Annotated in this window: 20 protein-coding genes and 1 pseudogene; 14 read left to right on the forward strand and 7 right to left on the reverse strand. The window is 47.6% G+C overall.

Going from position 1 to position 23284, the window contains the following annotated elements; translation table 11 throughout:
• Positions 1–233: 233 nt before the first annotated feature.
• The 4 genes from EAO36_RS03345 to edd all read right to left on the reverse strand — a co-directional run bounded on the left by EAO36_RS03345 (position 234) and on the right by edd (position 4749).
• Positions 234–1892 carry a cation acetate symporter gene (locus EAO36_RS03345; protein ID WP_120955698.1) on the reverse strand — a complete coding sequence of 553 codons (1659 nt, stop codon included), beginning with the start codon at positions 1890–1892 and terminating at the stop codon, positions 234–236.
• The gene (locus EAO36_RS03350; RefSeq protein ID WP_120948242.1) at positions 1879–2220 is read right to left on the reverse strand and encodes a DUF485 domain-containing protein; all 342 of its coding nucleotides are present in this window, start codon (positions 2218–2220) and stop codon (positions 1879–1881) included. The genes EAO36_RS03345 and EAO36_RS03350 overlap by 14 nt, the downstream gene beginning before the upstream one ends.
• Before the next feature lie 89 nt (positions 2221–2309).
• Positions 2310–2942 (reverse strand): bifunctional 4-hydroxy-2-oxoglutarate aldolase/2-dehydro-3-deoxy-phosphogluconate aldolase, encoded by a 633-nt coding sequence (locus tag EAO36_RS03355; protein ID WP_120948241.1) that lies wholly within the window; start codon positions 2940–2942, stop codon positions 2310–2312.
• Between the two features lie 19 nt (positions 2943–2961).
• Positions 2962–4749, reverse strand: coding sequence for a phosphogluconate dehydratase (gene edd / locus EAO36_RS03360; RefSeq protein WP_120955699.1), 1788 nt, complete (start codon positions 4747–4749; stop codon positions 2962–2964).
• Positions 4750–4829: 80 nt separating this feature from the next.
• Between edd and EAO36_RS03365 the strand changes: the two genes are divergently transcribed.
• The 5 genes from EAO36_RS03365 to EAO36_RS03385 are packed head-to-tail and all read left to right on the forward strand — an operon-like array spanning position 4830 to position 10676.
• Positions 4830–6173 carry a glucose-6-phosphate dehydrogenase (NADP(+)) gene (locus EAO36_RS03365; protein WP_120948239.1) on the forward strand — a complete coding sequence of 448 codons (1344 nt, stop codon included), beginning with the start codon at positions 4830–4832 and terminating at the stop codon, positions 6171–6173.
• Entirely contained in the window at positions 6166–6846 is a 681-nt protein-coding gene (gene pgl / locus EAO36_RS03370; protein WP_120948238.1) for a 6-phosphogluconolactonase, read from the forward strand. Before EAO36_RS03365 ends, pgl begins: the two co-directional genes overlap by 8 nt.
• Positions 6839–7810, forward strand: a complete 972-nt coding sequence (locus EAO36_RS03375) for a glucokinase (RefSeq protein WP_407925314.1) — start codon at positions 6839–6841, stop codon at positions 7808–7810. Before pgl ends, EAO36_RS03375 begins: the two co-directional genes overlap by 8 nt.
• 2 nt (positions 7811–7812) lie before the next feature.
• Positions 7813–9468, forward strand: a complete 1656-nt coding sequence (gene pgi / locus EAO36_RS03380) for a glucose-6-phosphate isomerase (RefSeq protein WP_120948236.1) — start codon at positions 7813–7815, stop codon at positions 9466–9468.
• Positions 9468–10676 (forward strand): sugar MFS transporter, encoded by a 1209-nt coding sequence (locus EAO36_RS03385; RefSeq protein WP_120948235.1) that lies wholly within the window; start codon positions 9468–9470, stop codon positions 10674–10676. Before pgi ends, EAO36_RS03385 begins: the two co-directional genes overlap by 1 nt.
• A 41-nt stretch (positions 10677–10717) precedes the next feature.
• On the opposite strand, the gene EAO36_RS03390 is transcribed toward EAO36_RS03385, so the two are convergent.
• Both EAO36_RS03390 and EAO36_RS03395 read right to left on the reverse strand, forming a co-directional pair.
• Entirely contained in the window at positions 10718–12073 is a 1356-nt protein-coding gene (locus tag EAO36_RS03390) for an MFS transporter (protein WP_120955700.1), read from the reverse strand.
• 1 nt (position 12074) lies between these two features.
• Positions 12075–12281, reverse strand: a complete 207-nt coding sequence (locus EAO36_RS03395) for a hypothetical protein (RefSeq protein WP_120948233.1) — start codon at positions 12279–12281, stop codon at positions 12075–12077.
• An 80-nt stretch (positions 12282–12361) separates the two neighbouring features.
• Here EAO36_RS03395 and sppA point away from each other — a divergent pair, with 80 nt between their 5' ends.
• Positions 12362–13222, forward strand: a complete 861-nt coding sequence (sppA, locus tag EAO36_RS03400) for a signal peptide peptidase SppA (RefSeq protein WP_120948232.1) — start codon at positions 12362–12364, stop codon at positions 13220–13222.
• On the opposite strand, the gene EAO36_RS03405 is transcribed toward sppA, so the two are convergent.
• Positions 13219–14316 (reverse strand): outer membrane protein, encoded by a 1098-nt coding sequence (locus tag EAO36_RS03405; protein ID WP_120948231.1) that lies wholly within the window; start codon positions 14314–14316, stop codon positions 13219–13221. The two genes, sppA and EAO36_RS03405, sit on opposite strands and share 4 nt — an antisense overlap.
• A 124-nt stretch (positions 14317–14440) precedes the next feature.
• On the opposite strand from EAO36_RS03405, the gene EAO36_RS03410 reads away from it, so the two are divergent.
• From EAO36_RS03410 to EAO36_RS03450, 8 genes and pseudogenes are all read left to right on the forward strand, one after another.
• Entirely contained in the window at positions 14441–14878 is a 438-nt protein-coding gene (locus EAO36_RS03410) for a copper resistance protein CopD (RefSeq protein ID WP_120948230.1), read from the forward strand.
• A gap of 135 nt (positions 14879–15013) precedes the next feature.
• Positions 15014–16479, forward strand: a pseudogene (locus tag EAO36_RS03415) (amino acid permease).
• Positions 16480–16513: 34 nt separating this feature from the next.
• Positions 16514–17926, forward strand: a complete 1413-nt coding sequence (locus EAO36_RS03420; RefSeq protein ID WP_120955701.1) for a 4Fe-4S binding protein — start codon at positions 16514–16516, stop codon at positions 17924–17926.
• Entirely contained in the window at positions 17923–18534 is a 612-nt protein-coding gene (locus EAO36_RS03425) for a molecular chaperone TorD family protein (protein ID WP_120955702.1), read from the forward strand. Before EAO36_RS03420 ends, EAO36_RS03425 begins: the two co-directional genes overlap by 4 nt.
• Positions 18535–18543: 9 nt before the next feature.
• Positions 18544–18753 carry a hypothetical protein gene (locus EAO36_RS03430; RefSeq protein WP_013890748.1) on the forward strand — a complete coding sequence of 70 codons (210 nt, stop codon included), beginning with the start codon at positions 18544–18546 and terminating at the stop codon, positions 18751–18753.
• Positions 18754–18771: 18 nt separating this feature from the next.
• Entirely contained in the window at positions 18772–21579 is a 2808-nt protein-coding gene (locus EAO36_RS03440; RefSeq protein WP_143928398.1) for a formate dehydrogenase subunit alpha, read from the forward strand.
• A gap of 1 nt (position 21580) precedes the next feature.
• Entirely contained in the window at positions 21581–22219 is a 639-nt protein-coding gene (fdh3B, locus tag EAO36_RS03445; RefSeq protein WP_120948226.1) for a formate dehydrogenase FDH3 subunit beta, read from the forward strand.
• Between the two features lie 9 nt (positions 22220–22228).
• Positions 22229–23104: a formate dehydrogenase subunit gamma gene (locus EAO36_RS03450; protein ID WP_120948225.1), complete on the forward strand. Its 876-nt coding sequence runs from the start codon at positions 22229–22231 to the stop codon at positions 23102–23104.
• The last annotated feature ends 180 nt before the right edge of the window (positions 23105–23284 follow it).

Genomic DNA, 23284 nt, shown 5'->3' on the forward strand with positions numbered 1-23284 from the left:
ATGAGCTAGGACTTAGACAAAATAACCGATACAAAGACTAAAAAAAAGCAAAGTTGATAGGGATGGGGCAACCTTGATGGGCGACTTGCCCGAACTCTCAATAAGCCTAAGTCCGCACTACCCGCTAAGAGAGTAGCGAATGGAACTTGAGGAGATTGTCAGAAGCGTGGAGGTGGTTAAAGCCCATATTTGCACAGGTGCCGGATTTACTTAACGCTCCCCACTCCTAAGCCTTAGTGCACTAAGGCTTGTGCGCTCCCCACGCCACTTTGGGCACGGAAATCTTGCGCTTTAAAGCCTGCCCGATCGACTTGGGCTCTGGGACTCTTGTCCAATTTAGAAATCAAAATGATGAGAATGAAGGTTAAGGGCATAGAGAAAAGGGCAGGGTGATCGTAGGGGAAAATGGCTTGGGCATGCCCAAAACTCTTCACCCAAATGCTAGGGCTGAGTAAAACCATTGTGATCACCACTAGCCAGCCAATTAACCCACCCCAGAATGCGCCCTTAGTTGTGAGATCTTTCCAATAAATGCTCAAAAGCAAGATGGGGAAATTCACGCTAGCAGCAATCCCAAAGGCCAACCCCACCATAAAGGCGACATTTTGGTTTTCAAACACCAACCCCAAGACAATGGCTAGTAACCCTAAAAATAAAGTCGCAACCTTGGTTACCTTGATCTCTAGCTTGGGATCGCATGTGCCATTTTTATAAACATTGACAAAGAGATCATGGCTAATCGCGCCCGCTCCTGAGATGGCCAGCCCTGAGACCACCGCTAAAATAGTGGCAAAGGCGACTGCTGAAATGAAACCCAAAAAAACATCGCCTCCCACCACGCCGGCTAGATTGATCGCCACCATGTTTTTTAGCCCGTTATAAGTGCCATCGGGATTGACAAACTCACTTTGGGTATAGAGCAAGGCGATCGCCCCAAACCCAATAATGAAGGTGAGGATATAGAAATACCCAATGAAACCGGTGGCATAAAAAACCGATTTGCGCGCCTCTTTGGCATCTTTGACCGTGAAAAAGCGCATGAGAATATGGGGCAAACCTGCTGTGCCAAACATCAAGGCTAGACCTAGAGAGATAGCGGCGATGGGATTGGGTAAAAAGGTGCCCGGGGACATGATCGCCTCCCCTTTAGGGTGGTGTTTGATGGCTTGCCCAAAGTAGTGGCTCAAGTCAAATTTGGTCAAGTATAAGATCATCACCGCCATGAACGAAGCCCCCAATAAGAGCAAAATCGCCTTGATAATTTGCACCCACGTTGTGGCGTGCATGCCCCCAAAGGCGACATAACAAATCATCAACACACCCACCAGCACCACCGCCAGCCAGTAGGGCAAGCCAAAGAGCAACTGGATCAACTGCCCCGCACCAACCATTTGGGCAATCAAATAGAAGACCACCACGCTTAGAGCTGAGATGGCTGAGATCACACGGATAGGCTTAGAATCCAAGCGGTAAGCCGTGATGTCTGCAAAGGTGAATTTGCCCAAATTGCGGAACTTTTCGGCAATTAAAAACAAGATGATAGGCCAGCCCACCAAAAAGCCCACGGAGTAGATGAGACCATCAAAGCCATTGGTAAAGACTAGAGCAGTGATGCCCAAAAAGCTTGCCGCACTCATGTAATCCCCGGCAATGGCGATTCCATTTTGTAAGCCGGTAATATTGCCCCCAGCGGTGTAAAACCCACTAGCACTCTGGCTCTTCTTGCTAGAATAGTAGGTGATGCAAAGCGTACTGAGCACAAAAACCAAGAACATGCCCACAGCAGTGGGGTTAAACGCACTTTTAGCACCCCCTGTGCTCTCAAACCCCGCTCCCAGTGCCACTTGCGCGCCAGCCAACCACAAAATGAGATAAAGTTTAAACTTTGCCATGTTTGCACTCCTCTAACGCACCGCTTTGCTCCAAATCATGCAGAATCATCTCTTGTTGCTTGTCAAAATGCGTATTGGCAATGAATGTATAAACCCCGGTGAGCGCAATGCAAAGTATGATTAAAAAAATGCCTATGAGGATGCCCAGGGTGATGGCACTAGGCCCTAAACGATAACCCAAAATCTCAGGGAAGAGCCCAATACTCAGCACGAAACTATAATAAGATACCAGCACAACAACGGAGAGCCATAAGGCAACTTTGTTACGTAAAGAAACAAAATGTTTAAACGATTGGATTGCTTGGCGTGAAAAAGACAGATCGGACATCAAAACTCCTTTATTTGTTTTCCCTAGTTTGGCACATTATGGGTTAAGTGCCCTCTAGTCTTTTTCAAAAATACTCAAAACTCCTCTTACTATGTGTTTTTTTGTAGCATTCCCAAACTCTCTTGTGCAATCTGGGTAATATTCTCCCATTTGCCATTAGCGACCAAATCCTTAGGAGCCAGCCACGATCCCCCCACACACAGCACATTTTTAAGGGCTAAGTAGCTATGCATGTTTTCTAGGCTAATGCCCCCGGTTGGGCAAAAATACACCCCCTCAAAGGGCCCGCTCAAAGATTTGAGCATCCCCACCCCTCCAGCCGCTTGGGCAGGGAAAAATTTTAAGTGGTTCAAACCATATTCTAAAGCCAACATCACCTCGCTAGCCCCCGCCACACCCGGAATCAAGGGCAAATCAAATTGTTTAGCCTCTTTGGCTAAATGCGGGGTGAGCCCCGGACTAATGGCAAAACGCGCACCGGCTTTTTGTGCCTCTTCTAAATGCTTAGGGTTTAAAATCGTGCCCGCTCCCACTAAGGCTTCCGGGACTTCCTGAGCGATCAGGCGAATTGATTCTAAAGCTTGCTCGGTGCGCAAGGTAATCTCTAAAATCTTAATCCCTCCAGCCACTAAGGCGCGCGCTAGAGGTACGGCATCTTTGGCATGCTCGATGACCATTACTGGGACAATGGGGCTTGTGGTTAAAACTTGGTGGCTATTCATGTTATCTCCTTTAAATTCTTTAAAATCCAAAGCTAGTTGCGCCACTTTCAGCACTGCTAGCCAATTGTCTAAAACCCCCAAAAAGTTCGCGCCCGCTCCCCACACTAGCGCGCTCAAAGGGCTGACTCTCTCTATTCTGCCACTCTTTGGGCTCAAGCACTTCTAAAATACCCTCTTTGGCATCTAAAAGTAGCAAATCGCCTTCTTGAATCTTGGCGATATGCCCTCCTAAAAGGGCTTCAGGGCTCACATGGATAGCTGCTGGGACTTTCCCAGATGCCCCGCTCATGCGCCCATCGGTGATCAAAGCCACCTTAAAGCCTTGATCTTGAAGCGTGCCTAAAATGGGTGTGAGTTTGTGCAATTCGGGCATGCCATTGGCACGGGGACCTTGATAGGGCAACACCGCAATAAAATCACGTTGTAGTTCTTGATTGTTAAAGCGATCAATCAAATCTTGCTGGGATTTGAACACTAGAGCAGGAGCTTGGATTTTGTAATGCTCAGGTTTGATAGCTGAAATCTTGATCACCGCGCGCCCGATATTGCCCTTCAAGACTTTCAAACCCCCATCGGGACTAAAGGGTTCTTTAACACCACGCACGACCTCTGTGTTGAGGCTCTCTTGAGTGCCCACTTGGTAGGTGAGTTTGCCCCCAATTAGAAAGGGGTTTTGTGTGTAGGGCTCTAACCCGATTCCCATAATCGTTTCACAATCCTCATGTAAAAGCCCCGCTTGAAGCAACTCGCGCACCACGAAAGCTAACCCCCCAGCAACTTCAAATTGATTGACATCGGCTTTTCCATTGGGGTAAATTTTAGTCAAAAGCGGGGTGATGCTAGAGATCGCATCAAAGTCATCCCAATTGAGGATAATGCCTGCCATTTTGGCGATGGCGATTAAGTGGATCGTGTGGTTGGTCGAACCGCCCGTTGCCATCAAACCCACCATCGCATTGACAATATTTTTTGCACTAATCATCTGTCCAATGGGCTTGGGGGTGTGTTGTGCCATGTGGGTTGCGGCTTGTTGGATCAAAGCCTTTCTTAGGGGGGTGTTGGGGTTAATAAAAGCCGAGTTGGGCAGGTGCAAGCCCATTAGCTCGACCATCATTTGGTTAGAATTAGCCGTTCCATAAAAGGTGCAAGTCCCCACAGAATGGTAAGACTGCATTTCGCTTTCTAACAAGTCTTGGCGTGAAACTTTACCTTGCGCGAAGAGTTCGCGGGCTTTGGATTTTTGGGCATTGGAGATTCCGCTAGTCATAGGACCCGAGGGAACAAAAATAGCGGGCAAATGCCCAAAACTCAATGCGCCCATCAAGAGCCCGGGCACGATTTTATCGCACACACCCAAATAAAACGCGCCATCAAAAACATTGTGGGAGAGCGCGATCGCCGTGCTCATTGCAATCACATCACGCGAAAAAAGGCTTAATTCCATGCCCGCATAACCTTGTGTAATCCCATCACACATGGCGGGCACCCCCCCGGCAAACTGGGCGATCGCCCCATGTTCTGATAAAGTCTCTTTGAGAATATCGGGGTAGGTCTTAAAGGGCTGGTGGGCAGAGAGCATGTCATTGTAAGCGGAGATGATGGCAAAATTAGGCTTGTTGGTGTCTTTAATGGCATCTTTCAAGTGTTCGGGCAAACTGGCATAAGTGTGGGCGAGATTGGCACAGCCCAAATCCTTACGGGCAATTTTGCCACTATGCCCGGCGATGCGTTCTAAATACGCTTCCCGTGTGGGCTTGCTCCTTTCAATGATACTTTTTGTAATGTCCTCTAGGGTTTTTTTAGGCATGGTTGTCCTTATAATGATCGAATTACAGCTATAATTATGCTATCTTTTTTATTATAAAACCATAGCCCTAAAGGAGTCGCATGTTAGAATGCCATTTGATTTTACTAGGCGCAACAGGCGATCTAGCCATGCGTAAGATTTTCCCCGCCCTTTATTTGGCTCACCAAAGCAAGCTGTTAGCCCCGATTATTAGCGCAGTGGCGCGTAGCAAATTAGATAATGAGACCTTCCAAGATAATTTAACCAAAAAAGCCCAAGAATATATCCCAAATCTAGACCCACAAAGCTGGGGACTCTTTTGCCAAAACATCCGCTATCTTTCTATTGATCTCACCCAGCCCGATGATTTTAAACAACTCCAGCACCGCACACTCCCCAACACTTTAATCTATTTTTCCATCGCCCCAGAGTTTTTTGCGATGGCATGTGCGCATTTGGCACAGGTGGGCTTGAACGCCCCCGGGGTTAAGATTGTGCTAGAAAAACCTTTGGGGTCTGATTTGCAATCTTGTAAAGACATTTACGCTCAAATCTCTAAATATTACCAAGAAGATCAGATTTACCGCATCGATCACTATCTGGGCAAGCAGAGCGTGCAAAATCTTTTAGAACTTAGGGCCAAAAACCCAATCCTAGGTGCCCTGTGGAACAAAGAGCAGGTCGATCATGTCCAAATTAGCGTGCTGGAGACTTTGGGTGTGGAAAACCGCGGGGGCTTTTATGACACCGCGGGGGCTTTACGCGACATGCTCCAAAACCACATGCTCCAAATGTTAAGCCTAATCGCTGTACCCACCCTCAAAAACCCCAACGCCCAAGCACTTAGAGATGCTAAGCTAAGCGTGCTTAAAAGCCTCAAGCCCCTAGATTTTCAAGCTTTTGTTAAGCAAGTCGTGCGCGCCCAATACGGCTCTAGCGATGGGCTCAAGGGTTACACCCAAGAGTCCAATATTCCCGCTCAGAGCCAAACTGAGACTTTTGTTGCTCTAAAACTAGAGGTGCAATCGTCTATGTGGGCGGGCGTGCCTTTTTACTTGCGCACGGGCAAACGCATGGGCAGTTCCTTAGTGCAAATCGTGCTGGCTTTCAAAGGAGGCGGGGCACTGATCTTAAACTTACAGCCCCAGTACACCCTAGAACTGAACTTAAAGGGCGTGCCCCCCTTACAAGCACACTTGGATCAAGGCATGGATGCTTATGAAAAACTCATTTTGGAGGCTGTACGGGGTAATCCGGCCCTCTTTAGTCATCAAGACGAGTTGGAAGCCGCCTGGGCATGGGTCGATCCCATCTTAAAGGCATGGGAGCAAAACCAAGTGCCCCTATTCACCTACCCAGCCGGGAGTTTTGGTCCCAAAGTGGCTTTTGATCTCCTAGAATCTGAGGGACGTAGCTGGCACACGCCAAAGGATGGTTATGTTTGATTTTTTTGATTTGGGGTCATCTTTGGAGCGTTTTGGGGCTCAAGGTTGCCAATTCTTAGATGCCTTAGAGCAAGCCAACCCCTCTGGTGTCCATCTGGCCTTTTCAGGAGGCAAGAGCCCGATTCCATTTTTGGAGGTTTTAGCCGGGTTGCATGTGTGGAATCACTATATACTAAGCTTAGTCGATGATCGCATTGTTCCCTTTCATCATGGGGACAGCAACGCACGCTTGATCCAAGAGCATTTGATTGATCCAGTTTCTTTTAAATGGGGGATTGATGTCCCCTTTATGCCCTTTTTCACGCAGGCTAGCCTCCCCTATGAGGTAATTTTGCAACAAGCCCTAGATCACTATAAACAACCCCATTTGGCTGTGCTGGGCATGGGTCTAGATGGGCACACTGCCTCGCTTTTCCCCGATGCGCCCGAGTTTGAGCATGCCATTAGCACGACAGACCCCCTCGTACTCACCACCCCACAAAATGCACCCCACACGCGCATTAGTTTGAGTTTACATGCCCTAGAGAATTGCCAAGAGCTTTGGTTGCTGATTTCGGGCACGCAAAAACGTGCTGTCTTTGAAGAGGCGGCTAAAAAGTTAGACTCCAAACTCCCTATTTCTCTAATCTTACATTCCAAAAAGGTGCTCTGCCATGTCTTCTACACTGCCTAATACTTATCCCCGCTTGCTGGCTGATATTGGTGGGACGAACGCGCGCTTTGGGCTAGAAAGAACCTCAGGGGAAATCGATTCAGTTGAGGTCCTAGCTTGCCACGATCACCATAGCGTGGTGGATGCAATCAAGTGTTATTTAAACAAAGTGGGTAATCCGGCTGTGAAACTAGCTGCCTGTGCCATTGCTAACCCGGTCATTGGGGATTGGGTGCAGATGACTAACCACCACTGGGCGTTTTCAATTGAAACCACCCGCCAGGCTTTGGGGTTTGATACACTTTTATTCATTAATGATTTTGCCGCCCAAGCTTATGCGATCACACAATTAAACGATGATGAGTTGTTGCAAGTGGGGGGGACAGCCTGCGCGCTCCACGCACCTAAGTTGGTCATTGGACCGGGCACTGGGCTAGGAGTGAGTGCCCTCATTCCTTGCCACAATGGGCATTACATTGCCTTATCTGGAGAGGGGGGGCATGTGAGCTTTGCGCCCTTTGATGATACTGAAATCGCCATTTGGCAATATGCCAAGAAAAAATACGGGCATGTTTCAGCCGAGAGACTTTTAAGCGGGGCGGGATTAGTGTTGATCCATGCTGCTTTAGCCGAACGCGAGGGGATCAAGACTCCCAAAATGAGCCCAGAGATGATTAGCGAGCAGGCTTTGGGCGGGAAATCGCCTCTATGCCGTCTTACCCTAGATATTTTTTGCACAATCTTGGGCACGGTGGCTTCTAACATGGCGTTGGTTTTGGGGGCGCGCGGGGGGGTGTATTTATGCGGAGGGATCATCCCCAGATTTATTGATTACTTTAAAACTTCACCCTTTAGGGTGCGTTTTGAAAATAAAGGGCGTTTTGATGCCTACTTGGCAGCCATTCCAGTTTATGTCGTCTTGGCCAAATACCCCGGTCTAGCCGGAGTTGCTATCGCCCTAGAAAACCATTTAAACAAAGAGTGAGCATGAGAGAACACTTAACTAAATTAAATGCCTTTAAACGCCTGCAAGAACATTTTAAGGCGATTCAAAACACCCACATGCGTGATATGTTTAAAGAAGATCCTGAGCGTGCCATGCGTTATTTTTTACAAGCTGGTCCTATCTCTTTGGATTATTCTAAAAACCGCATTAATGATGAAACTTTGCAATTATTGCAAGATTTGGCTAAGGAGTGCCAGTTATCTACCAAAATCAACGCCATGTTTGGGGGCGAAAAGATCAACACCACTGAGGAGCGCGCGGTTTTGCACACTGCTTTGCGCTATCAGGGTGAAGAGTCGATCATGGTAGAGGGGCAGGATGTCATGCCCGCTGTGCGTGAAGTGTTGGCACGCATGGAGAGTTTTAGCGATGCGGTGCGTTGTGGGGAGTGGCTAGGCTATACCAACCAAGTGATCACCGATGTGGTCAATATTGGGATTGGGGGGTCGGATTTGGGGGCTTTGATGGTGTGCAAGGCGTTAAGACGCTATGCTAGTCCCCGCTTGAACATGTATTTTGTTTCCAATGTCGATGGGACACAGATTCAAGGGGTTTTAGATAAGGTCCATCCAGAGACCACCCTTTTTATTGTCGCCTCTAAGACTTTTTCCACCCAAGAGACTCTTACCAATGCCCTCAGTGCACGGCAATGGTTTTTAGCCCACGCCCTAGATGAAGCCCATATCGCTAAACACTTTGTGGCGGTTTCGACCAACAAGCAAGCTGTTAAAGATTTTGGGATTGACACGCACAACATGTTTTCCTTTTGGAACTGGGTGGGGGGGCGTTATAGCTTGTGGTCAGCTATTGGGCTCTCCATCATGATCTATTTAGGCAAGCAGAATTTTAGAAACTTATTGCAGGGGGCATTTGAGATGGACAAGCATTTTAAAGAAGCCCCCTTTACGCATAACATGCCCGTAATTTTGGCTTTGCTGGGCGTGTGGTATGTCAATTTCTTTGATGCCGGAAGCCACTTAATTGCCCCCTACGATCAATATTTGCGCTATTTCCCACGCTTTATCCAGCAACTAGACATGGAAAGCAATGGCAAACGCACCACTTTAGGGGGGGAAGTGGTGGATTATGACACCGGTCCCATTATTTGGGGCGATTTGGGGATCAACTCCCAGCATGCCTTTTTCCAACTCCTCCACCAAGGTACGCACCTAACCCCCATTGACTTTATCGCCTCTTTGAGTAAGGAGGGACATTTGTCTGGACATCACGAGATATTACTCAGCAATCTTTTTGCCCAAGCCCAAGCCTTTATGAAAGGACGGGATTATAACCAAGCCTGCGATCAGCTCTTGCAAATGGGCATGGAAGAGCAAAAAGCGCGCAAGCTTGCTTCTCATCGTGTCTTCTCAGGCAACCGCCCTAGTAATGTGATCTTATTAGATGCGATCACGCCTAAGAGCATCGGGGCTTTGATCGCCCTTTATGAACATAAGATTTTTGTGCAAGGAATCATTTGGGATATTAACAGCTTTGATCAATGGGGCGTGGAGCTAGGCAAGGAGTTAGCTAAGGATATTTTAGCCCAATTACATGGCAGGCAAGCCCCCAGCACCCATGAAGATAGTTCTACACAACATTTAATTACACTTTATAAAACTTTTAATCAAGGAGTCTAATGCAAACCAAAAGTAATAATTTTGCTCTAGCAGCCCTAACAGCTTTATTTTTTGCTATGGGCTTTATCACCGTCCTAAACGATATTCTCATCCCACATCTCAAAAAAATTTTTGATCTCTCACATTTCCAAGCCTCTCTTGTGCAACTTTGTTTCTTTGGGGCTTATTTTATCACGGGGGGTTTTTTTGGCAAACTTTTAGAAAAGATCGGCTATCCAATCGGGGTGGTTTTGGGGTTTGTGCTCACCGCCATAGGGTGTCTTTTGTTTTACCCGGCTGCTTCGATGGCTTCCTATGCTATCTTTTTAGGCGCGCTTTTTATTTTGGCTAGCGGGGTGGTCTTGCTCCAAGCAGCGGGCAACCCCTTTGTAACCCTTTTGGCTCCGGGCAAGGAGGAGCGGACCTTAACTTTAGTGCAAGCTTTCAATTCTTTGGGCACTTTTATAGGACCTTATTTTGGCTCTATGCTCATTATCTCTAACACAACAGAGGTTGTGGATAAAGTCAAAGAAGCCCAGTCTGTGCAAGGCCCCTACTTGATGATTGCCGGAGCCTTGGTTGTTTTAGCCATTGTGGTTTATTGGTTGCGCTTGCCCGATGTGCGCGAACAAGCCCAAGAAGTGAGCGAACATAACCACGATGGCAAAAAAAGCGCCCTAGAGTATCCTCACTTTACGCTAGGGGCTTTTGCGATCTTCTTTTATGTGGGGGCTGAGGTTTCTATTGGTTCGTTTTTGGTTTTAACCATGTTTGAGGTCGCCCAAATCCCCGAAAAAACGGGGGCACAATATATCGCCTATTATTGGGGTGGGGCGATGGTGGGGCGTTTTATTGGGAGTGCGATCATGCAAAAAATCGCGCCCAACAAATGCTTGGCTTTCAATGCCATTATCAATGTGGTCTTGCTCTTTGTGGGGATCATCTTAGATGACAAGATCAGCATCTTTTTCCTAATTGCCATCGGGCTCTTCAACTCGATCATGTTCCCCACGATCTTTTCTCTGGCCACCAAAGGGCTAGGCAAATTCACCTCCCAAGCCTCTGGGATTATCTGCATGGCAATTGTGGGCGGTGCCCTGCTCCCTCCTTTGCAAGGTCTCATGGCCGATCATGTTGGGCTGATCCTCTCTTACATTGTGCCCATGCTGGGTTACTTCTACATCTTGTTCTTTGCCTTGCAAGGTTATAAGCGCATCAGACATATCTAGGCAGATAGCCCAAGCGGGCGTAAAGGCGTAAAATTGTGGTGTTAGTGGGTGGGGGATTTTCTAAAAGCCACAGAGGCTTGGATGATCTTTTCTTCGCTAATTTGTGAGGCATCGTATTTGACAATGATCACATTTTGCGTTTCATTGACATACCATTCTAAAATGCCCCCGACCATACCCTCTAAAGCCTGGAATTTTTCCCGCTCAAAAGCATCTAAGGGGAAATAGACATTTTTTTGCTGACCAGGGTTATTTAAAAAGAACACCAGCCCCAACCACAGCACGCACACCCCCACCACAATAAAGGCTGTTTTTTCCACGCCCAAAAGCTTATAGCCCACCCCGCCTAGCAATCCGCCCACAAAAGAGCCCGCATAGCCGTAAGTTACAAACAAGCCTAAAACCAAGCCTCTTTGGTGGGCTTTACACAATTTGCTGGCTAGAGATTGCATGATGGGCTCAAGCGTGCCAAACCCGGCAAAAAAGATCATAATTCCAGTGATAAAAAGCCAAGTGGTGGGCGAACTGGCATGCCGATCGGCTAGAGCCAAGCACAGATAAGCCACCAAAAACATCGCTACCCCGCTTAGCAAGACACCCTTAGCCTTGTTGAATTTTTCGGCAATGATGGACGCAGGTGCCATGCTCACCATCCCCAAGAGCGCGCCCAAACTATAAATTTCCCATAATGCCGACTTATCCATTTTAAAATCATGCACAATGGCTAGGGGGATCAGCACAAAAATTAAGGTCATCAAACATTTTTCAAAGAACGAACAAATATTGATAATGAAAATATCCTTGTCTTTGAGCGCATCGCTCATTCTGGGCTTTTCTTTGAGAGAATAGAAAATTTTAGGTGGGTTGGGGACTTTGAACGCCATTAAAAACATTGCAAACAAGCTGAGTAGTGCGGTGAGTAAAAAGAGCCATTCCTCGCCAAATTTAGCCGCTACACTAGGACCTATGACCATGCCAGCCGTGAAAGCCATAAAAATCCCTGCCCCCATGAATGCCATCGCTTTTGTGCGCTTCTCCTCCTCTACCACATCGGCGACCATTGCGCTTAAAACCCCCCCCATTGCCCCCATGCCCTGAATCAAACGCCCTAAAACTAGAGTATGGATATTGTGAGCCAAAAAGCAAATGAGCGATCCTAGCACAAACACCCCCAAGCACCACAGCACAACCGCCTTGCGGTTGTAGCGATCGCTTAAAACCCCAATGGGTGTTTGGAAGAGAATTTGCGTCAAATACGCTCCCCCCACAGCCAGACCCATCATTAAGGCATTAGCTTGGAAGTGTGCAGCATAGAGGGCAATCACGGGCAAGACAATAAAGAGTCCTAAAAACCGCAAGGAAGACACCAAGACAAAAGGCAAAACTTTAGCGAACATGCTAATCCTTAAAGACTTGTTGGCATGCATGTTTGTCATGCCCTAAAACACAATCGCGTTGGAGTTTTTCAAAGGCTTTGACCCGCTGTTCTTGTTCTTGGTGGGCTTGATTCATTTGGTAGGCATAGACTCCATAAAAAGCCACCCCTGCCACCAGAACGAATAACAAATCAGTCGGTTTGATTTTAGGGCAGAATTTGCACGCCATGTTCTGGATTCTTTTTGATTTGTGTTATAACACACTTTCATTTAACCTAGTATAATAAAACTAAAATTGTAGGAGAGCGCATGTTTTCTAAGATAGGCAGAGCGATCATTTCGTGTTTGGACTTCGTCACGAAGTATTTTAAAACCTTTGTCTTTTTAACTTTGGTGGCTTTTGTGTTGTTGAGCAACACCGATCACAAAGTGCAAGAACCTAATTTAGCCAAACTCTACCTCTATGGTCCTATTTTTGAGAGTGAGAGTTTTGCCGATCAGATTGCTAAGATCAAGCAAAACCCCAGCATTAAGGGCGTGTTGTTGATCATCGACTCTCCGGGGGGGAGCATTAGTGCCAGTGTGGAACTTAGCGACATGGTGGCGCATTTGGCTAAAAAAATGCCAGTGGTGGCTTATGTGCGTGGCGTGATGGCAAGCGGGAGCTATTATGCGGGCATGGTGGCTAATAAAATTTATGCTAACCGCGGGGCGTTGGTGGGCTCTATTGGGGTGATCTTTAGTGGCATGAACATTGCCCCCTTGATGGACAAACTCGGGATCAAGGCACAAGGCATGTCCAAAGGGGCTTATAAAGAGGTGGGGACCTTCACGCGCGCTTGGACTTCTCAAGAAAAGCAATACCTAGATGCCCTGCTAGACGAGCAATATGGTATGTTCGTGGGTGATGTGGCTAAGGCAAGGCATTTAAACCCTAAAGATGCGCCCAAATTTGCCGAGGGCAAGATTTTTAGTGCCAAACAGGCTCTAGAGCTCAAGTTAATCGATCATGTGGGGACCTATGAGGAGGCGGTAGTGGCTTTACAAGATTTAAGCGCGGTCAAAAAACCCGTTTGGTTGCAAAGAGATAAGCTAGAAATGTTAATGGATAAAGTGCTCAAATCCAGCACCCAAGCCCTCGTGCAAGTTTTGGGCTATCAGTTACACTAGAAACTATAAATATAGCGCAAATACATGGAGTATTGCCGTCTAAAGGTTTGGCTGAGGGTGTAATAGCCCTCACACGGACCATCACAAACGCCTTTCCCATTGGGGGTGAGGTATTTTTGTGCAACACCCTTGTAGTAAAGAAGAGGGATGGTGGGGATTTTGATCCCAAATTCAATGCCATGGTGTTCGATGAAATTGGCCCGAATCCCCACATTCACCAAAAATTGGAAATGCGTGGTAGTTACACGGCTGGTTAAAGGTCCGGTGGTAACAAGACTAGCGGTATTAATCTGTCCATTTGTGCCAACAGATACACTGGGGTCTGGAGTATAACCCGATGCACATGGGTTAACATTCGATGGATCAGGAACATAAGCACACTCACCGGGCACCGTGCCGATGAGATAACCCTGTTTAAGACGGCTGACTTTATTACTCGTCCAAGTGTTACCGGCAAATTGTGCGCCCAAAAAAAGCCCCACGCTGAGTTTGGGTTTGTTGATAATATTAAAGAGCATGTCTGTGCCCACGCCATAAGTATACATATCTACTTTGTCATTATTTTGAAAAAAGACACTCGTATAATTGGAGGCGGTAGCGTTAGAGAAATTGCTATGCCCGTAGTCAAAAAAGCCATAGTAGCGCAACCCAAACCAACGCTTTTTGCCAAAAAATTGTTTGTAACCGGCAATCACATTCAAGCCAAACATGGGTGCATTCCTGCCCGGGTTTTCCGCCCCCTGCAGAGTTTTGGCATTGTCGCTAGGCATCATCCCGGGGGTCCATTCTGCCTTACAATTACCCGGGTTACAATCATTAAGCCCGGTGTCTTTGAGCGTTCCATCAGGATTATAGGCACTGGGCGGTGGATTAGCTGCACTCAATGCCACTGTGCCTTGAGGCACTTGGAAGATTTGCCCGTTTTTCTCCCCCACAAGCTTTTTATCGGCTCGCCCGATTTCCAAACCAACCCCGATAAAACCCGCATTTTTTTCAGCTTGCAAGCCCAAAGGGAGAGCCAAAAGAAAAATTGCACCAGCTTTTTTTGCATTTTGGCTAAACAATAATATTTGTTGAGACTTTTTAGGCAACATGGCTCTTATCATTCCTTAGAAAAGTATTACAAGTTAAATATTTTTATTATAACAAAATATTTACTCCAAAATCAAGCGGACATGTTACAATCCACACTCTAATTTTTGTAAGGACATGGAAACGATGCAGGCCCTCTACCCCTATTTGCTCATCTCCCATCTTCTGTGCGCGATCATTTTTATCGGATATCTCTTTTTTGATGTGGTGATCTTCCCCAGTGTCAAAAGAATGTATGGGGAGGAGATCGCCCAAAAAGCCCAACAAGGCATCTCAACACGTGCCATTAAAATCATGCCCTTGTGTGTCCTGTGGCTCTTGCTCAGTGGTGGGATGATGTTAAGCGTGTATGTGGGGGGTGATAAGGGATTTTTGGAAACACCCTTCCAAAAGGTTTTGATGCTTAAAGTGTTGTTGGCATGCACGATTTTTGCGATGGTGGCTATCTCGTTGGCTTGCAAGTTTTTAAACAAAAAAAACCCCCTAGCCTCTGTAATCCACCATTTAGCTTTGCTACTGGGCTTGGGTATTGTAATCTGTGCCAAGTGGATGTGGTTTGCTTAAGCTAGCCATGTGCCCCATTTACACCGCTCTTCCCCCCCACTATCTTAAACTTGCCATTTGGCATGCCTTTTTGAGGCGTTAAACTAGCATTGGATACTCACTAAATGTTTTTAACGCACCCATAAGGAAAGAGAAATGGAAAAAGAAAAGGTTAAACCAGATCAACAGGGTTTGAGTCGGGATATCCATTTAGGGCAATTACTGATGATTGCTCTAGGCGGGACGATTGGGACTGGGTTATTTGTGGGCACGGGGGGCAACATTGCCAATGCCGGTCCTCTAGGGACTTTGATTGCCTATCTAGTCGGGGGTGTGATTGTCTATTCGATCATGCTATCTTTGGGCGAACTAGCCAGCGTTTATCCTAGCACGGGGAGTTTTGGGGATTATGCCGATCGTTTTATTGGACCGGCAACCGGTTACATGGTGTTTTGGATGTATTGGGTGGGTTGGATTGTCACCGTGGCAGTGGAATACTTTGCGGTGGGCGTGCTCATGCAACGCTGGGTTGATCCAAAAGTCGTCCCTATTGAGTATTGGGTGGGGGCTTGTGTGTTGCTGATATTCTTGCTCAATGTGTTTTCGGTGCGCATTTTTGCCCGGGGAGAATTTCTCCTAGCCTCAATCAAGGTTTTAGCGGTTTTTATTTTTATTATTTTAGGGATCGTGGGGATTTTCCACCAAGTCTATTTATACGGCTGGGAGAGTGTCTTGCATAATTTCTATATCAGCACCCCCGATCCACAAAATGGGCTAGAAGCAGGGGTTTTCCCCAAGGGAATCCATGCCGTCTTTGGTGCGATCTTGGGCGTGATTTTTGCCTACACGGGCACCGAGATCATAGGCGTAGCCGTGGGGGAGACTAAAAACCCCAGCGTGGTGATGCCAAAAGCCATTAGGGCAACCTTGTGGCGCATCGTGTTTTTCTTTTTGGGCTCCGTCTTTGTGATTGCGGTGTTTTTGCCTATGACAGATTCTAGCATTGTCAAAAGTCCCTTTGTGAGTGCTCTAGAGCGTATCCCTTTGCCCTTTTTTGGGACGGGAATTCCCTATGCTGCCGACATTATGAATTTTGTAATCATCACCGCCATTCTCTCCACAGCCAATTCGGGGATTTACGCTTCTAGCCGCATGGTCTATGGTTTAGCCCAAAAAAAATGTTCCCTCCCATTTTTGCCAGACTCAACAAACAGGGCACGCCCATTTACGCAATGTATTTATCCATGGGCTTTACTTTGCTAATTATGTTTGGCAACGAATACGCTAGAAATGGCAAGATTAAAGAAATGATGGAAGCCCTGATCAACATCATTAGTTTTAGCGTGATCATTGTATGGATTAGCGTGAGCGTGGCACAATACAATTTTAGAAAGCAATTCTTGGCTTCGGGCAAATCCTTAGACGAACTCCCCTACCGCGCGCCCTTTTTACCCTTAATCCAAGTGATTGGCATTAGTGGGTCTTTAATTGGCGTTTTTGGGGCTTATATTGACCCCGAACAGCGCACGGGGGCTTATTTGACCATTGGGTATGGGATTTTGTGCTATGTGGGCTATTATTTGACTAAAGATCGTTGGAAAGACAAGCAAAATTCATGTTAATTTTTCATTTAAGCCCCTATTTTAAGATCAGGACATGCTAGAGTTTCTCTATATTAAAAACCCTCAATGTCCCGACTTGCCCCTGCACGATCACATTGAGGTTTTAGACAGGGTGGATTCAAGCCTAGAATGCGTGGTTTCTAATGTGCCCTTGCAGGGGGCTAAGAGGGTGGGCAGGGAGATCAATTTTTTGCTAGAAAATAGCGCCCAAAGCCCCCTAGAACTCGCCCAAAGCCTCTCTTTACTCTATGAAGTCCACGGCCTGCAATTTGATTTTGACTCCACCAAGCACACCCCCACGCCAGAGGGCTTGTTGAGCGAATTTTTTAGCTATAACCAAGAGATTTGCCAATACCACCAACGGCGCGTAGAGTGTTGTGGCAAATGCAGCGAAGTTTGCCCCACTCAAGCGATCGCTAAATTAGACCCCCAAATCGCTCTAGATAAGGGCATAGAATGCGAAGACAACCGCCATTTGCTCATCAAGCACCAAGCTTGTATTGATTGTGGCCAGTGTATTAGTGTGTGTCCTAGTGGGAGTTTGAGTTATGCTAGTTTTAGCTTGGAGTGCATGCAGGAGGTGGCTAAACTCTATAGGGGTTATATCCCCCTGCTCTTAGATCACAGGGCAGATTTACCCCTCACTCCCCTTAAAAAAGAGGTTTTGCCCCTCTGTGTCAATCTGAATATCTTAGAACAAGTCGCCCTGCTCACGCTATTACAAGAGAGTGGGAGTCAAATTGTACTCTATGCTCCCCAAGATTTGGGCGTGGGCACTTTGGAGAGCATCGCCCTGCTCAATGGCATTTACGCCCAACTCTACCAAGAAGAAGCGATCTTGCTAGCTAGCGATCTTGCTAGCTTACAAGCGTGCTTGCAGCGCGCCAAGTGTTTAGAATCCACCCACTTCACCCCCCCCACTATCCCCGCACGCACCAAACGCGATCTATTCGCCCAACGCCTCCAGCACGCCATAGGGCAGGGGGATTATGGGCGCGTGCCCTCAGCGAGTTTTATCCGCTATGGGCACATAGAGATCAACTCTAATTGCACCCTCTGCCTCTCTTGTGTGGGAGCGTGCAATACCAATGCCTTGAGCATTGATGGCAATACCTACACCCTTTTGTTTAACCCCAGTCTGTGCACCACATGCGGGTATTGCGAGGCGACCTGCCCTGAAAAAGATTGTTTGCATTTAGAGCGCGATGGGATCGCGCTAAACCCCTCTTACTTCACCCCCAAAATCATGGCGCAAGATAGCTTGTTTGGCTGTAAAATGTGTGGCAAGCCCATTGGGACCACTAAGAGCGTGCAAAAGATCGCCCAAATGATGATCCCTAGATTTCAAGGCGATGCGCGCAGAATCGCCACTCTATACGCCTGCCCAGATTGCAAGGTCAAGATCATGCTAGAAGACATGCTAGACATCAACTCCATTTTCAAATGACATCTATAGACCCTAATCTCATTTACGCGCGCGCGATCTACTACCGCCTATGGCATTACATGGTGGTGTTTGTGCAGAAGGAGGTCATTTTTAACGAACTCAAAGCTCTAGCCAATCACCTAAAAGACTTCCCCTTTGATGTGAGTAGCGCGCAGGCGTGGCAGGAGTTTGACACTTTTTTAGCGCAGGGCTTGCAAGCCTTTGAGGCGGAGCAAAACGCCGTGTTGTTTGCCCCTGGGGAGGTGTTTGTGCCCTTAAGCGCGTCCTACTATCTAGAAGGCCAAGACAATGGCAAAAAACGCCTAGAAGCCATCGCGCTTTTAAAGCAATCAGGCTTACACATAGAGAGTTACACAATCACTAGCCCCATTGCTGAAGACGATTTAGCTTTTTTAACTCTGATGATGAACGCGTTTTTACAGCAACTCTTAGAGGATCAGGGCTTTTTTAGCCTGCATGAAAAACTCTTTAAGGATTTCTTCCATCTCTTCAGCGATGCCTTTTTGGAGGCTATCAGCACGCATAAAAAAAGCGTGTGTTATCAAAGCTTCGCTATAATCTTAGGTGCATTTATCCAACACGAGAGGTTGTTTTTCAACCTGGCTTAGGAGGTTGTCATGGAGAATAGAAGAGAGGCGTTAAAGAAGTTAGGCGCACTGGGCGTGGGGGCTCTAGCAGGGCAGAGCTTGCTAGCCACCATGCCCGAGAGGCACTTCCCCAACACGGATAAGGGTAGCAATGGCGTAGTGGTGGGCAAGAGCAATAAAAAGGAAATTCTCTACCATAAAACCCCCGCTTGGGAGATTTTCTATAAAAGTGTGTGGTAGTTTGAGAAAGGAAGTAACATGGGAAAATTAAGTCGGCGTTCCTTTTTGAAAATGGGTGCAATTGGGGCAGGGGCAGGGGCAAGCTTAGCCTTTGCCAGCACCAAAGCGAGTAAAAAAGAGAGTGTGATCGACCCCAATGAGGGGGTTAAAAGAGTTAAAACCATTTGTAGCATCTGTTCGGCAGGCTGTGGAATCATCGCCGAGGTCAAAGACGGGGTGTGGATTCGCCAAGATGTTGCCCAAGACCACCCCATTAGCGCGGGTAGCCACTGCTGTAAGGGCGTGGATCAAATTGACTTAGTCAAATCTAAAATGCGCCTCAAATACCCGCTCAAACGCGAGGGCGGGCAGTGGAAGCGCATCAGCTACGAGCAAGCCATCGATGAAATCAGCGCAAAAATGCTCAAAATGCGCGAAAAATACGGCCCAGATAGCATGATGTTTATGGGGAGTGCTAAAATGAACTCCCAGCAAGCCTATTATTGGCGCAAATTTGCCGCCTTTTATGGGACGAATAATATCGATCATGTAGCCCGCATTTGACACAGCACCACAGTCGCCGGTGTGGCGAATACATGGGGTTATGGTGCGATGACAAACCATTTCGGGGACATTGTCGGGCATTCTAAAGCGATCTTGATGATCGGGCTTAATACAGCCGTGAGTAATCCGATCGGCTTTAAGCACTTCTTGCAGGCCAAGGATCGCAATAACGCTAAACTCATCGTCATCGATCCGGTCTTTACCAAGAGCGCGGCTAAGGCGGACATCTATGTGCGGATTCGCTCGGGCACGGACATTGCCTTTATCTATGGCATGTTGCACTTGATCTTTAAGCATGGTTGGGAGGATAAAGAGGTCATTAGAACCCAATCCTTTGGGATCGAGGAGATCAAAAAAGAAGCCTTGAAATACACGCCCGAAGTGGTGGAAGACATCACGGGTGTGCCGGCCAGCTTACTCATTCAAACTACCCGCGTTTTTGCAACAGCTAAGCCGGCCACGCTGGCGTGGGCTTTAGGGATCACACAGCATAGCGTAGGCAGTGGAAACACGCGCATGCTCTCCATCTTGCAACTGGTGCTCGGCAACATGGGCAAAAAGGGCGGGGGTTGTAATATTGTGCGTGGGCATGACAATGTGCAAGGTTCTACGGATATGTGCTGTTTGGCAGATAATTTGCCCGGTTATTATGGCCTGAGTGAAGCTAGTTGGCGTTATTATGCCAAGTGCTGGGGGGTGAGCTTTGAGAGTTTGCAAAAACGCTTTTTTGCCCCCGAATGGATGCACAAAAAAGGCTTTAGCATCTCACTTTGGCATGAGGGCGTGTTACAAGAATCTAAAACCCACTCCAACGCCCCCATTAAGGGGCTTTGGGTGCAGGGCAATGGGGTTTCCTCCCTAGCGCACAATGTCAAAATGGCAGAGGCGATTGAAAAGCTGGATTTAATGGTGATCGCCGAACCCTTTTTAAACGAGGCGGCGATCCTCACAGAAAAACCCGATGGGGTGTATGTCTTGCCCATCGCAACCCAGTTTGAGTGCGAGGGGATCGTGGTCGCCACAAACCGCGCCGCCCAGTGGCGATCCCAAGTGGTCAAGCCCCTCTATGAAGCCAAGCAAGACCATGAATTGATGTTTGAAATGGCCAAGAAGTTTGGCTTTTATGAAGAATACACCAAAGCCCTACTCTGTGATTTTGATAAAAACGGGGATTTGGTGCAGGTGAGAAAGAACTTTAGCTGGCCCGAAGACGCCACCCGTGAGATCGCGCGCACGGTTAAGGTGATAGGGCTTGGGGGCTGGACACCTGAACGGCTCAAAGCCCAGCAAGAAAATTGGCACATGTTTGATTACATCACCCAAGAGGGCTATGGTCCTATGAAAGGGCAGTATTATGGCTTGCCATGGCCAGCTTGGACAGAAAAACACCCCGGCACGCCCATTTTATACGACATTAGCACCCCCACCAAAGAGGGGGGCATGGGCTTTAGGGCGCGCTTTGGGGAAGAGTATAAGGGGCAGGATTTGTTAGCCGATAAGAGTGTTACGATCAAGGGCTCGGCGATCAAGGGGGGGTACCCTGAGATCACTAAGGCTAATATTGAAAAGGTGTTAGGGATCAAGCTCACAGATCACGAAAAGGCGATCATGGGGGATAACTGGAAAGTCGATACCAGCGGGCTTATCCAAAAGAAATGCGATGAAAAGGGCGTTTGTGTCTATGGGAATGCGCGTGCGCGCGCCATTGTGTGGAACTTCATCGATCAAATCCCCTTGCACCGCGAACCCTTGCACTCCCCGCGTCCGGATTTAGTGCAAAAATACCCCGCCATTAAAGACCAAGTGAATAACTTTAGGGTGGATGTGCGCTATGCCAGCGAGCAAAACAAACAAGAGTGGGCTAAAGAATTCCCCATTGTGATCGCTTCTATGCGCTTGGTGAATTTGAGCGGGGCGGGCATGTTGGAGCGCACCAGCAAGTATCTATCCCACATCACGCCCGAGATGTTTTGCCACATCCACCCCGATTTGGCACTCAACCACGGAATTAAAGATGGGGAAATGATGTGGGTGCATTCGCCCGAGGGGACTAAAATTAAGGTCAAGGCAATCTTTAGCCACTCCGTAACCCCCGATCGCATTTGCATGCCCTATAGCTTTGCGGGGGTGTTGCAGGGCGTGGATTTGAGTCATCGCTACCCTGAGGGCACCAAGCCCTACACCACTGGGGAAAGCTCGAACACAATCACCAATTACGGCTTTGATCCGGTCACCCAAATCCCTGAGTTTAACGCCGGCTTGTGCCGCATTGAAAAGGCTTAACATGGCAAACTTAGAACCTGCTAAACAAATCCCCAATGCCAATCGCATGAAGTTTTATTGCGATGACAACCGCTGTATTAGTTGTTTTGCCTGCTCTGTGGCGTGTTCGCACTCCAACGATTTAGAAGTGGGCTTGAATCGGCGCAAGGTCATTACCCTTTATGAGGGCGTGGAGGGCAAGGAAAAGTCTATCTCGATCGCCTGCCAACATTGCACAGACGCGCCCTGCGCGCAGGTTTGCCCCGTAGATTGTTTTTACATCCGTGAGGATGGGATCGTCTTGCACGATAAAGAAACCTGTATTGGGTGTGGGTATTGCCTGTATGCCTGTCCCTTTGGCGCGCCCCAATTCCCCAGAGATGGGGCGTTTGGCGTGCGTGGCGTGATGGACAAATGCACCATGTGTGCGGGCGGTCCTGCACCCACCCACTCACAAAAAGAGATGGAATTATACGGGGTCAATCGCATCGCCAGCGGGCAAGTGCCCATGTGTGCGGCGACTTGCTCGACTAATGCCCTCTTGGTGGGCGATGCGCTGAGTATCGCCGATATTTATAGACGGCGTGTCATGGCCAAATATGCCAACGCCCAAGATTTTAAAACCAAAGCCACGCACCAAGTCGAGGGCGCAACGCCTTAAGGGGGATTGATGAAACATTTTCTCACTTTAGCGGGCTTGAGTGCCATTCTAAACGCTCAAAGCACCCCCCTAGATCAAGAACGCATTTTAGGCATTCTGCCCTATGGACAGAGAGACACGACCAAGCTAGGCGAACTTTGGACGCTTTGGCAGGGGCATTATTTTTTATGGCTCTTTTTAGCCGTGGTGCTAGGTGTGGGCTTTGGCTTTTTAATGCACTATCTTGTCATTGGCCCTAAACAATTCAAGCACAGTGGCCAAAAAATCCCTTTTTTTAGCTTGTTTAACCGCATCATCCACTGGATAGCAGGGGTCAGTTTTATTTTGCTTGTGCCCACCGGACTGATTATGATCTTTGGGGATTTCTTTGGGGGCGGGGCGTTTGTGCGCTTTTGTAGAGTTGCGCATAGCGTGGGTTGCGTGGTGTTCATGGTGGCGGTGTTGCCTATGCTCTTCATGTGGCTTAAAGACATGTTCTTTAGACTGGCAGACATCAAATGGCTGGTGATCATGGGGGGCTATCTCTCCAAAGAGAAAAAACCCGTGCCCGCTTATAAATTTAACGCCGGGCAGAAGATGTGGTTTTGGATTGCCACTTTGGGGGGGTTAGTGATGATTGCTAGTGGGGGGATCTTATATTTCAATACGGAGGATTTAAGCACCATTGCTAACTTTTTTGGGCTTTACCAAATTTCTTTGTTGCGCCTAAGCGCATTGGCGCATAATTTCTTAGGACTGGTGCTGGTGGGCTTTTTTATCGTGCATATTTACATGTCCTTGTTTGCGATCAAGGGGTCTTTGCAATCCATGGTTGATGGGAACAAAGAGGAAGAGGAAGTCAAGGTTTTGCACAGCTTGTACTACCAAGAACAGATGAGAGTCTAAGGCTTCTAACCCGTTTATGCTAAAATGGGGCCTCATCTTAAAAAACTTTAAAAAAATCGCCAGCCAGAAGTGTATTAAAAGAAGACCTAAGGTGTGCAAAAGGAAACTAAGGAATGGCACCAAAATTCAGTGTCCTTGCAGGGGTGCTTGCTGGTTACGTGCAAGCCCTAGATTAGCATT

This window comes from Helicobacter mehlei, from assembly GCF_003660265.1.
Taxonomy (GTDB): domain Bacteria; phylum Campylobacterota; class Campylobacteria; order Campylobacterales; family Helicobacteraceae; genus Helicobacter; species Helicobacter mehlei.